This window comes from Flavobacterium sp. KH_035 (assembly GCF_057839565.1).
Map to the genome: position 1 here is coordinate 1,911,588 of NZ_CM174492.1, position 14,905 is coordinate 1,926,492.

Annotated in this window: 1 protein-coding gene; it reads left to right on the forward strand. The window is 40.6% G+C overall.

The features are described 5' to 3' along the window. Nucleotides 1-242: 242 nt before the first annotated feature. Nucleotides 243-14,465, forward strand: a complete 14,223-nt coding sequence (locus tag AC3IS6_RS08335) for a DUF8696 domain-containing protein (protein ID WP_489164459.1) — start codon at nt 243-245, stop codon at nt 14,463-14,465. Nucleotides 14,466-14,905: the final 440 nt, after the last annotated feature.

The window sequence follows — 14,905 nt, forward strand, 5'->3', positions numbered from 1 at the left end:
GTTTTTTTTTATTTTTTAACGATTTAAGATGCTTGTTATTAGTTTTTTAGAACAACAAATATAATCTTATTGATGTAACTGATTAAAAATCAACAACATAGTTTTTGTTGTTTTTTGTTATTTATAACTATCTAATAATCAATGTGTTTATGTGAGTGATAAGCTTTTTTTTATTAAATTTGTGTTAAGCCCCCCCAAGTTTTACTGTCATTACATTGTTTTTAATTCAAAAATTCTAATTTATGAAATTAAATTACTCTGATAGATTACATAAAGGACTAAATAAAACGCTTTTCTTTTTTTTATTTGTACTTCCAGTTTATACTTTTTCGCAAAATTGTACTGTAAATGCAAATGCGGACAGAACAATTTGTCCGGGTGGAGCTACAGCTTTACCTCCTGACCAGTTTTATTTACTGGGAACAGCAAATACAGCACCGGGTACTAGTTTTTTGGTAGATCCGGTATGGAGCCAGATCGCAGGGCCGGCGGTACAGATAGTCGATCCAAATTTACAGCAAACTTTAGTAACAGGAGCAGTTCCGGGAAATTCTTATACTTTTAGGTTAACCGCTAAATGTGCTGATGGTTCAACAGTATTTGATGATATTATAATGGTGATTTCACCACTCACCCTTGCAAATGCAGGAACAGATCAAACATATTGTCAGGGAACTTATGCCTTAAATGCAAATACAGTTGGAGGAACAGAAACGGGAACCTGGTCAGTTGTAGGAAATAATAATGCCGGAGTTACGGTTAATAGTCCAAATTCTCCAAGCAGTTCCATTACAGTCTCAGGAAATAGTTCGGGTTCAACTACTTTAAGATGGACTATAACAAATGGTTCCTGTACCTCAACGGATGATGTCATTATTTCAAGTCTGGGGGGAAGGATGCCAGTCACTGCGGGAGCTGATATTACACTTTCAAAGTGTTATTCATCTACCCAAACGGCAACCCTTAATGGAAGTTTTGGAGGGAATACTCCGGGGCAACAACAAGGAACCTGGACAGTTGTTTCCGGACCTAGTATACCTTCTTTTACCAATGCAAATAGGAATAATACAGCGGTAACCGGTTTATTAGAAGGAACCTATGTTTTTAGATGGACAGTTGCGGGAATCTGTGCAAATGGGGTAGACGAGATGACAGTGATAGTTCCGCCACCAACGGCTGATGTTACTAATGTCAGTGGCTCTACAGCTTATTTTTGCGATGGACGAACCTCAACAATTCTACAGGGAACCATACCTTTATATGTAAATGAAAGTGTACAGTGGACGCAAACGGGAGGTCCAACGGCGGTAATTCAAAATCCGACTTCTCCTTCCACGGTGGTCTCAGGAATGACCACATTAGGGACTTATACTTTTTTATATACATTGACTAATAGTGTAACAAATTGTGTAACAACTGCTAATTACGTTGTTGTTTTAGAAGATATAATTTCGATTTCAGGAGGTCCGAATCAAACCTTGGGATGTGATGAATCTGAGGCTATAATTCCTGTAACTTTTACAGGTAATGGACAAATGAGTTGGCAATTAATAGATGGCCCAGCTGTAAACCCAGTTTTGAATCCGCCTTACCCTTCTTTTCCAACATCTCCAGTAAATTTTTCCGGCAATAGCTTTACGATTAGTCAATTGACATTTTCGGGCACGTATGTTGTTCGATTAATTAAAGCTCCAAATCCGGGATCTCAATGTGAAACGGTTTACAATACGGTGGTAATAGTAGTTTCAGCGCAACCGACCACTTCAAGTGCAGGAACAATGCAAATTGTTCCCTGTAATTCTACTTCTGCAACATTGGCTGGAAATTTGGTAATTTATGGAAAAGGAACCTGGTCTCAGATTTCCGGCCCAAGTGCCGTAACTTTCTCAGATATTAACAGCCCAACAACAACAGTGTCTCCTTTGATAAATGGAGGATATAAGTTTAGATGGACCATTTCGGGCGGATCAGATTGTGACGTAACCCAAAGTACTTCTGAAGTATTGGTGTCTAGTGTTGCTCCAACCACTGCTAATGCTGGAAACGATCAGGCGGTTTGTTTTGGAAGTACAATTCAATTGCAGGGAAATGCCATACAAAACAGTGAAAACGGAACTTGGACCGTTTCTCCTAATGCAGGTGTTGTTTTTAGTGATCAGGGGGATCCTAACAGTACAGTAAGCGGATTGGCAGCAAATACAACCTATACCTTTACATGGACAATCGCAAACGGATGTGGTACATCTGCAGATACAGTAGATGTTGTGACCAATAACACGCAAGGCGCAGATGCAGATGCCGGAGCAGACCAATGTTTACCAACGGGTACTAACACGATTACCTTAAACGGTAATGATCCCGTTCCGGGAACTGGTTTATGGACACAAACAGCAGGTACGACAGCAACAATAACAAATCCAACATTATACAATACAACAGTAACGGGACTAAGTGACGGAGATTATACTTTTAAGTGGACCGTTAGCAATGTGGGGTGCACAGATGGAGAAGATACTGTAGGTATAACTATAGCTCCGACTATTACGGCAGCTCAGGCGGGAATGGATCAAAGCTTGTGTAGTAATAGTACAACAGTAATTGGAAATACACCAGCTTCCGGAGAAAGTGGTTTATGGGAATTGGTTAGCGGAGGAGATGGACCTGTTATTACAAATCCAACGAATCCAACGACTACAATCACAGGACTGACTCCCGGTTCATGGGTTTATAAATGGACGATTTCCAGAGGATTTTGCGCGAGCACTTCAGATACCGTAAAGCTCAATATTGATGAAGCGCCTTCACCAGCAATAGCAGGACCGGATCAGACGGTTTGTAACCAAAGTTCGGTTATCCTCGGGGCAACTCCTCCCGTAATCGGTAGCGGGATATGGTCGCTAATTAGTGGCCCAAATTCACCTGTTTTTTCAGATGCAAGATCAGCAACTTCAACTTTATCAGGGCTTATAACGGGAGAATATATTTTAGAATGGGCTACCTATACAGGAATAAACTGTCCAACAAACAGAGATCAGGTGACGATAAAAGTAACAGAAGTTGCAGCAGCCGGTTCTGATTTTGCGACCTGTTTGGAAGGGCCTTTGTTTTTGGTCGGTAATGATGCCAGTACCGGAACCTGGACTTATGTTTCAGGGGGAGTCGGAGCACCAACAATTACAGCAACCAGTAACAATAGTGCTGCAGTAACAAACTTAGTACCGGGTGTATATGTTTTTAGATATACCATCGCGGTACAAGGTCTTTGTCCTGAAAGTTTAGATGATATTCAGGTAACGGTGAACGGTCAGATCGTGACACCTCCTAATGCGGGCCCGGATCAGGAATATTGCGATGCGGGTGCAAATGAAATTCAGCTTGTAGCTTCGGCACTTGATCCAGGAACAACAGGAAAATGGACTAAATTATTTGGTCCGGCAGGAGGATCTTTTGTAAATGATACAGATCCCAACACAATATTTACAAATCCCGGTTATGGATTTTATGTATTTAACTGGACGGTTAGTTCTGGGACCTGTAGTGAATCAGATCAGATCAGAATTGAGAACTCCGAGCCACCTTCAACAGCAATGGCAGGTGGAGATAATGTTATTTGTGGATCTGTAACAGATCTTACGGCAATTTCTCCTTTAGCAGGTGTAGGAAATTGGACCCAGGTATCCGGTCCCACCATCGCCGTTTTTAGTTCTGAAATTTCACCTACAACCACAGTTAGTAATCTAACTCAAACGGGAGGTGTATATGTTTTTAGGTGGACGATTACCAACGGAGCGATATGTCCATCAACAACAGATACTGTTCAGATCACGGTTACAGCAGATCTAACTGTTCCTAATGCAGGACCTGATCAGACCATTTGTGTATCTGATAGTGCAACTTTAGCAGCTAACGCAATTACTGCAGGAACAGGACAATGGTCGAAAGTTAGTGGCCCTGCGGGATCTTTTTCGGATGTTACAAGCCCAACTTCGTTATTTACGCCAAGTGCCGGAGGAAGCTATGTGTTGCGATGGACAGCTACGAATCTCAGCTGTGTGTTCTTTGATGAGATGACCTTAATCGTTAGTCCGTTACCTTCAACTTCAAATGCAGGAACACCAATTAGCATATGTGAATTCCAAACGCTGACTTTGGCAGCAAACACGCCAATAATCGGAACCGGATTATGGACACAGGTTTCTGGACCTACAACGGCAGTTTTTACAGCTGCCACCTCGCCAACAACTACTGTGTTAGGGACACAACCAGGAGTATATATCTTTACCTGGACGATCTCAAACGGATTGTGCACACCAAGTTCCAGTAATGTTACGGTGACTATAAATGCGTTGCCGCCTTTGGCAGATGCCGGAGCTGATCAGATTATTTGTAATACCGGAATTGTGACCTTGAATGGAAATAATCCTGTAACCGGTATCGGTACCTGGACCTTTGTGGCGAATCCGGGGGGGACGGCATTAATTACTAATCCTAATGCTTTCAATACTACTGTAACCAATATATCAGTTGGAATAACGCGATTAAAATGGACAATTAGTAATGGTTCCTGTAACTCTTATGCTGATGAAGTGAATATTGTACGACCATCAGATTTAATACTTTCGACATTAACGAGTGATACCACAATTTGTCAGGGAGGAACCACAACTTTAACGATATCCCCAACAGGGAGTATAGCTCCTTACACTTATCAATGGCAAACATCTGCAGACGGAATAACGGGCTGGACGGATATTTCAGGACAAACAAATACTGCCTTTACAACCAATAGCGCCTTAACAAATGGAGAATATTATTACAGAGTAAACGTTTCAAGTACCTGTACACAGGTTACAAGCAACGTGGCAAAACTAACCATTATCCCGGATCCTGTTGTGACTCTTCAGCCAACAGGAAGCACAATTTGTTCGGGCGGAACGTACACAATGACCGTTGCTGCAACAACTACCAGTACAGCAGCCGGAACGATCGCTTATCAATGGCAAAGTTCGGTGAATGGAACTTCGGGTTGGACAAATGTTTCCGGTGGAAGCGGAGCCAATACTGCAAGTTATACCACCGCAGCACTAACATCCAATTTATATTTTAGAGTACAAATTACACAATCCGGAAGCGGTTGTGAAACCTTTTCAAATCCAGCATTGGTAAATGTTGCAAGAATTACAACACAACCAACAACTCCTGCAGCTGTTTGTGTAGGCGGGATTGTTAGTGTCAATATTGCTGCCACATTAGACGGCGGGGCAGGAACGCTAAGTTATCAATGGCAAAGTAACTCAGGTGCCGGTTTTGTAAATGAAACGAATCCAACAGCAACGACTGCCAATTTTACTTCAGATATTTTGAATACGACCACGCAGTTCAGATGTCTCATAACTTCATCAACAACTAATTGTGTACTAACTTCAAATACAGTTACAGCAACTGTAGTACCTGATCCTGCAATATCAGTTCAGCCAACCGGAGGAATTGTCTGTTCAGGCGGAGCATTTACGCTGTCAGTTTCAGCAACTGGCGGAACACCCTCTTTAAATTATCAATGGTACAGCAGTTCGGATAACCTAAGTTTTACGTTACTTTCCGGGGCAACTTCAAGTACTTACACGACTCCGGCGCTCACACAAGATACTTATTATCGAGTAGACGTTTCTGCTACAGGAAGTGGCTGTGGTCTGGTGTCTTCAAATAGTGTATTGGTGGATGTAATTCCGAATCTTGTGGTGAACCAGCAGCCAGTTGGAAATACCATCTGTTCCGGAGCAACACATACCATGACAGTAGTAGCTTCAGGAGATCCTTTGGGCGGAGCTTTGGTTTATCAATGGCAAAGATCTGCAAATGGAACAACAGGTTGGGCAAATACAACAGGTGGAAGCGGTGCAACAACAGCATCTTATACTACCGGAGCATTAGCATCTACTTTTTATTACAGAGTCAGAGTGACACAGGCAGCCAATGGTTGTGAAGTATATTCGGATGCAGTTCCGGTATTTGTGGCAACAATTACAACTCAGCCAGCAACTCCGGCAAATATTTGTGTTGGAGGTATTGTAAGTATCAATATTGCGGCTTCTTTAAACGGAGGTGCGGGAACACTTAGTTATCAATGGCAGAGTAATCCGGGTTCAGGTTTTGTGAATGAAACCAATGCAACTGCAACAACCGCTAATTTTACTTCAGATATATTAAATGCTACCACACAATTCAGATGTTTGGTAACATCATCTACTACTAATTGTACCATAACCTCTAATACTGTTACGGCAACAGTGGTTCCCGATCCATCGATTACAGTTCAGCCGGCAGGAACAACAATTTGTTCAGGAGGAAATCATACCTTGTCAGTAACAGGTGCAAATGGAACCCCTGCTTTAACTTATCAGTGGTTTAGCAGTACAAATAATGCTACTTTTACACCCATTAGCGGTGCAGCCTCAGCAACTTATACTACTCCGGCTTTAACCCAGACCACCTACTATAAAGTAGATGTTTCGGCCAGCGGAAGCGGTTGCAATACTATTACTTCCAATGTGGCTACTGTAACCGTTTTATCAGCGATCACCATAATAACACAGCCGGTAGTAAAAACAAATATTTGCAGTGGCTCAAATGCTACTTTAAATGTAGTAGTTGGGGGAGGCTCAGGAAATTATAGTTATCAATGGAAAAGCTCTACTCTTTTAGCAGGACCTTATACTAACATTGCAGGAGCAAATTCGGCAAGCTATACCACTCCAAATTTAACGCAAACTACCTTTTATCAGGTGACAATTTCTGATTCTACTCAGGGTTGTACCCCAGTTGTATCTGGTATTGCTGCAGTTATTATTCCAAGTATTGAGACTCAACCGGTAAATCCAACTACCGTTTGTGTGGGAGGTACAGTGGCGATTTCAACAGCTGCTTCGGCAAATAATGGTTCTGCTTCCTTTAGCTATCAATGGCAGCGTTCTACAGATGGCGTGAGTGGCTGGGCCAACATAACAGGAGAAATTAGAGCGACAAATCCGCACTATTTATCAGGACCACTTAGCGCTACGACTTATTACCGCTGTGTAATAACCTCATCAAATCCAACCTGTACTCTTATTACGAATGTTGTAGTAGCAACCGTTATTCCCGATCCGACTATAACAATACAGCCGGTTGGAGGAAATATTTGCGAGGGAGGTGTATTCACCATGTCATCCGGTGCTCAAAATGGTTCCGGAAACTTTACCTATCAATGGCAAAAATCATTGGACGGAACAACAGGATGGGCAAATGTAACAGATGGCTCCGGTGCCAATACCACCACGTATACCACAGGTTTTGTAAATGCAGATGCTTTTTACAGGTTGCGTGTAACTGATTCAGGAATTGGATGTGGCGTTATAAACTCCAATCCGGCGAAAGTAGATGTTTTCGAAATCCCGATAATTACGACACAACCAAAAGATGGAGAAGCTTGTATCAACGAACCCCATACTTTTAGCGTTGTGGCTACAGGAAATATTCCTGCGAGCCCTTTATTGTATCAATGGCAGACCGCCAGTGTTTTGGCCGGCCCTTATACGGATGTTACAAACGGAACAGGTGGTACAACAGCTTCGTACACCACACCAACTTATGCAACAGCAGGAAACAGATATTTTAGAGTCATCATTTCTCAGGGAGAGTCAGGTTGTCGTACCATATCCAATCAGGTGATGTTAGAAGTTTTTGATATACCTGCAGCACCTACTGGGTCAATCACACAACAGCCTTCCTGTACCAATGCTACAGGAACACTAAGTATTGTAAATCCTGATTTAGGAACCGGTTACGAGTATAGCAGTGACGGAATCACTTTTCAGGCGAGTAACATTTTTGCAGGTTTGGCTCCTGGCTCTGTAACCACCATCTATGTAAGACGCGTGGGATTAAACACCTGTATTTCATCGGGTGCAACCTTTACTGTTTTTAACAGAATTTGTGCGGTTCCCGAAAACTTTACAGCCATCTCTGGAGATACGGGTGGAAGTACCGCACCACATTCCATATTAGATAGTGATACTATAAACGGAGTTATTTTAAACCCTTCATCAGTTAATGTTACTATAAACTCTATTTCAAGTTATTTAACGTATGATTTTAATCCGCTATCCAGAACTATTTCTGTGGCACCGGGTACTCCGCCGGGAGATTACACCTTAACCTATACCATATGCGAAATTGTAAATCCAGGGAATCCATCTGATCCGGCAAATTTTGTAAATTGTTCTACAACTACAGAAACCATTAGTGTAACCACCGCCGGAATCGATGCCCGAATAGATATTGTCAAATTTATTGTAAACGGTTATACCGGTATGAATAATGTGATTAATGCCTTAACAAACGATACTGTGGGCGGTGCACAGGCTACATTATCCAATGTAACGCTTAGTGTAGTCAATCCGGCATTGCCAATTAATCCTTTAATACCAATAGTTCCGTATCTGGATATTACAACCGGAAATGTGAATGTACCACCGGGAACAGTAAAAGGCTTGTATGAAATTGAGTATAAGATTTGTGAAATTGGAGCCCCTTTAAATTGTGATACCGCACTTATTATTGTTCCGGTTGGAAACGCATTAATTGTGGCAAATGACGACAGAGTCGAAAATATAAATGGCCATTTAGGACTCATGAATGCTGGGAATGCTTTAACCAATGATAGTTTAAACGGAGTACCAATTACAGGAGCAAACTTTAATGAAATAACCATTACACAAAATGTGTTTGCGACACCTTTATATCCTGGTGCCAATGTACCGGTCTTTAGTACAGCCACGGGAAGCATAAGCATTCCGGAAGGAACGCCTGCGAACACTTACTTTATGACCTATACCATTTGTGAGAAATTAAATCCAACCAATTGTGCAGACGGCAGTATTGCAGTGGTGGTAAAAGCCGCTCCGATCATTGTAAATGACGACCGTATAGACAATATAAACGGTTACGACGGAGGTGTAGATGTAATTAATGTGTATACAAATGCAGCCGGCGCCGATACTTTTGACGGACAGGTTATTAATATCAATTTGGCGAATGTACTGACCCCTTCAATTGTAACCCCTGCACAGCCTAAAGCTCCGGGAGCTCCAGTTCCTGTTTTAGATATTTCGTCAGGTTTTGTGACCGTTCCTCCGGGAACCCCGGCAGGGCAGTATCAAATTAAATATCAAATATGTGAGGACCTCAATCCGGGTAATTGTGATGACGCCATTGTGATCATTACTGTAATTGCGCCAGTTATCGAAGCAAATGATGATACTGTTTTAAACGTAAACGGTTATGAAGGAGCAGATGATGTTATCAATATTTATGATAACGACTTACTAAATGGCGGAATGCTGGATCTACCAGATATTACAACAACTGTTGTATCAACCCCGGCTCCAATAAACGGAGGTCCGGTTCCTACACTTGATAGTGTTACAGGTTTAGTAGATGTTCCGGCAGGAACACCGGCGGGAGAATATAAATTTGTTTATAAAATATGTGAGAACCTAAACCCGATGAATTGTGACCAGGCAGTTGTTACCATTGTAGTAATTCCTGCTCCAATTAATGCTGAAAATGATGCCAATTTTGCACCAATCAATGGTTTTGTCGGAAGTCCAAATGCCTTAAATGCTTTAGACAATGATACTCTTAATGGTCTTGCCGTAAATCCTTCTGAAGTTATTATTACGAATATCATTCCGGCTACGCCAATCAATGGAGGTCTGGTTCCGGTATTAAACGGAACATCCGGAATTGTAAGTGTACCTCCGGGAACTGCGGCAGGAATTTATTTTATTGGCTATCAGCTGAACGAAAAACTGAATTTATCCAATAACGATTTTGCCATCATAACCGTTGAGGTTTCGGCTCCGCCAATTGTAGCCAATGATGATACAATTGCCAATGTTAACGGCTATGTAAATACTATGAACGCAATTGACGTTTTATTGAATGATACCCTTAACGGAGTTACAGCAAACATTTCCAAAGTTACCATTACAGTTGATGTTGCCGCAACACCAATAAACGGGGGACCAATTCCGGTACTGGAGCCTTTAACAGGATTTGTAAGTGTTCCGGCAGGTACTCCGGCGGGAGATTATGAAATTCAATATCATATTTGCGAAAAGATTAACCCGCTGAATTGTGACAATACTACCGTTTTCATTACTGTGACAGGACCACAAATAGATGCGGTGAATGATGCCGTGGCCAATATCAATGGTTTTACAGGAGCAACTAATGCAGTGAATGCCCTGACCAATGATACTTTAAATGGAATGACCGTTATCCCTTCTCAGGTTACCATTAGCAATATAGTTCCGGCACTACCTATAAATGGAGGAGCTGTTCCGGTTCTAAATCCTTCAAACGGGAATGTAGATGTACCTCCGGGAACTGCAGCAGGTACTTACATCATCGAATACCGTTTGAGTGAAAACTTAAATTCTGCCAATTTTGATACAGCAACTATCACAATTGATGTTATTGCACCAAGTATTATTGCTAATGCGGACAGCACAGGTAATATTAATGGATATACCGGAGCAAATAACGCTGTAAATGCCATTACAAATGACAGATTAAACGGTTCCGATATTCAATTGATTAAAATTGATATTACATCGGTAAACACTACAACTCCGGTGGGATATGTTACAGGAAATCCGGTTCCGGTATTGAATACCGTTACAGGAAATGTAAATGTACCGGCAGGGACTTCTGCAGGAACTTATGTAATTCATTACCGTATTTGTGAAAAACTAAATCCATTAAATTGCAGTGAGACTGATATAACTATAAATGTCATTGCTCCAATTATTGATGCTAATAATGATTTTGCAAGTAATATTAATGGATATACTGGTGCTAACAATGTTGTAAATGCTTTGACTAATGATACTCTCAATGGAGTTACCGCACAGGCAGCTCAGGTTAACATTACTGTTTTGAGTACAACCCCTCCGGCAACATCAACAAATGGAATTGTTCCGCTATTGAATACCGTTACAGGAAATGTAGATGTACCGGCAGGAACTTCCGCAGGGACTTATTTTATTCAATACGAAATCTGCGAAAAAATAAACCCAAACAATTGTAGTCAGGCAACAATTATAATAATTGTAAATGCACCTGCAATCGTCGCTGAAGATGATACTATTACCAACATAAATGGTCTGTCTGGAACAAATAATATACTGAATGCATTTACAAGCAATGACAAGTATAACGGTGTTGGGTTAACAGATGTCAGTTTAATTATTCCAACAATATTAAGTCAGGCAACCTCTATAAACGGAGGTTTGGTTCCTGTCTTAGATATAACCACTGGTTTTGTTAGCATTCCGGCAGGAACACCAGCAGGAGCTTATCAGATTAGATATAGAATCTGTGATAAATTAAATCCGTCTAATTGCGATGATGCTGTTATAAATATAGTAGTATCCGTTCCGGTAATTATTGCGAATGATGATACAGCAGTGAATATTAATGGGTACAACGGAGTAAGCAATGTATTGAATGCATACTCCAACGACACATTAAACGGAACAGCGATTCTGCAGACCAACAGTAACGGTACTCTTGTTACTCCGGCAAATTCTATAAACGGAGCTGCAGTTCCTGTTTTAAATGTTCTTACCGGTAATGTAGATGTTCCAGCCGGAACAACTCCGGGAGAATACTCTATTGTATATAAAATCTGTGATAAATTAAATCCATCCAATTGTGATGAAGCGGTTATAAAAATCACGGTTATTGCAAGTCCAATTGACGCAGTTGATGACAATGTCGCAGGAATTAACGGAGTTATAGGGACGGCAAATGCAATAAATGCTTTGGATAATGATACTTTAAACGGAGTAAAGGTAATTCCGGCTGAGGTAATAATTACCAATATCATTCCTGCAACGGTTATAAACTCAGGTTTAGTGCCTGTTCTGGATCCTGCAACAGGTATCGTTAGTGTTCCGGCAGGCACTTCTGCAGGAACGTATACGATTACCTATACCTTAAGAGAAAAATCGAATTTGATCAACACAGATACCGCAGTAATTACCATTATAGTCGGGGCTTCGACAATTGAAGCAAACGACGACACTCTATCTAATATCAACGGCTATATTGCAACAAATAATGCAATAGATGTTGTTGCTAATGACAGGCTTAACGGAGTAGCTACAAGCGTAAACAAAGTTGAAGTTACAGTAGATGTACCCGCAACGTCAATCAATGGCGGACCGGTTCCGGTATTAGAACCTTTGACAGGAACCGTAAGTATTCCGGCACGTACTCCGGCAGGCAATTATCAAATTAAATATCATATTTGCGAAAGATTAAATCCGATAAATTGTGATGATGCAACTGTATTTATTAATGTAATTGCAGCACCAATTCTCGCGGTTAATGATACAGCAAATAATGTTAACGGATTAACAGGAGCGACTAATGTAGTGAACTCGGTATCAAATGACTTGTTAAACGGAGTTACAGTTGTATTATCGGATATTAAAATTAAAGTGATAACACCAGCAGTTTCCATAAATAGCGGTCCGGTTCCGGCTTTAGATATCCTTACAGGAAATGTGAATGTTCCGGCCGGTACATCAAGCGGAACCTATACAATCCGTTATGAAATCTGTGAGGTTTTAAATCAGACCAATTGCAGTCAGGCCGATATTGTTGTAAATGTAACCTCAGGGCCTATCATTGCCAACGATGATACAGCAACAGGAATAAATGGTTTAGACGGGGTGGCGAATGCAGTCAATGTTTTAACAAATGATTTATTAGATGGTGTTGCACCTACTTTGGCACAGGTGAAAATAAATGTTGTTTCACCGGCTGATAGTATTAATTCAGCCCCTGTTCCGGTTTTAAATACCGCCACAGGGTTGGTAAGTGTTCCACCGGGCACTTCGGCAGGAATTTATACCATTGTATACGAAATCTGTCAAAGTACAAATACCTTGAATTGCGATCGGGCTGTGATTAAAATTGCGGTAGCGCAGCCATCCATTCTATTGCTTAAACAAGGAGTTTTTGTGGATAGCAATGGCGATGGTTATGCACAGCCGGGAGAGCTAATCCATTATTCTTTCGTTATTACGAATACTGGGACTCTAGATTTAAACAACGTAATTGTAACAGATCCAAAGGCAACAGTTATTGGTACTCCAATTGCAGTATTGGGAGTTGGACAATCGAATACAACAAGTTTTAAAGGAACTTATGTTTTAACTCAGGCTGATATTAATCGAGGTTATGTTGAAAATCAGGCTTTGGTTACAGCTCAGCCTGTAAGCGGATCGGCAATTCAGGACTTATCAGACAGTAATGACCTTACCTTGATTGGACCTAATGACCCTACAATTACTCTGGTACCACAGCATAAAGAACTGACCTTGATAAAAGGAGGAGAATTAACAGGTAACGGAGGAGTAGGTTCGGTTATCAAATATACCTTTACAGTTAAGAATACCGGAAATGTGGTAGTTACTAATTTGGTAATAACCGATCCGATGTTAACAGCCACTGCCATAGCTGTTATTCCAAATGTATTGGTTCCGGGTGCAACAGGAACGGCTACGGCATCATATACCGTAACCTTAACAGATGTTGCCAATGGAGAAGTAATCAATTCAGCACTTGTGATTGGAGATGATCCACAAGGAAATCCGGTTATCGATATTTCTGATAGTGACGACCCAGCTTTAACCGGTGATGATGACCCAACGGTTGTAGATTTAGATCTTAAACCTTCTATTGCTCTTATCAAAACAGCGACTTTTAATGATGAGAATAAAAATGGATATGCCGAGATAGGAGAAACGATTACATATCATTTTAGCGTTACCAATACAGGAAATATTTTATTGGTAAATGTTGTGGTCAAAGATCCGAAACCGGGAATAACCGTTACTGGCGGTCCGGTGATTTTAAAACACGGAGAGACAAACTCAGATAGTTTTGTCGGAACTTATGTTTTAACAGCTGCCGATATCGAGGCAGGATCTGTAGAAAATCAGGCTGAGGTTACTGCCGCTAGTCCGGAGGGGAAAACTGCAAGTGATTTGTCTGATGGTAATTCTATTCTGGGTGATAATCCGACTGTACTACCAATTAATTCTTGTAAAGTCACAGTTTACAATGCGGTTTCTCCTAATGGTGATGGTATAAATGATACCTTCAAAATTAAAGGAATTGAATGTTATACTAATGCGTACGTAGAAATTTATGATCGCTGGGGTGTTTTAGTTTATGATGCTTACGGTTATGATAATGCGTCAGTTGCCTTTAGAGGAATTTCAGAAGGAAGAGCAACGGTCAATAAACAAAAGGGTTTACCGGCCGGAACTTATTTTTACGTTATTACGTATAAAACATATTTGAATGAGCCTGTAAGTTTAACCGGTTATTTATATCTTTCTAGATAGTGTAATTTGTTGATTTTTAATAAATTAGAATAAAAAAGGCGCGACATTGTTGCGCCTTTTTTATTGCGGTTTTGTCACTATATTCTGTAAAAGTGTAATATATACATAATGTACCTGCACATTTTTACCAGTTAGTTATCAAATAGTCATTTTTTTTGTAGTCAAAAGAGTATTACGGTCGACAAAAAGTGTTGTTCAACGTTAATCTGGGTAGTTTATCGAAAAATGTAGCTGATAGACAGTTGTTTGCATATTTTCGCGCCTCCAAAACTACTAATTTAACCAATAAGACAATTTGTGTCTTGAACCTAAATACTTATGGTCCAAACGCTACCTTTTTTTGATAAAGCCTTTAAGAAGTATTTTTTAAGACTTCAAAAATCCATTCATATTATTTTATCGTATCTATTCTGTATGCTGAATACTCCAGTTAGTTTTTC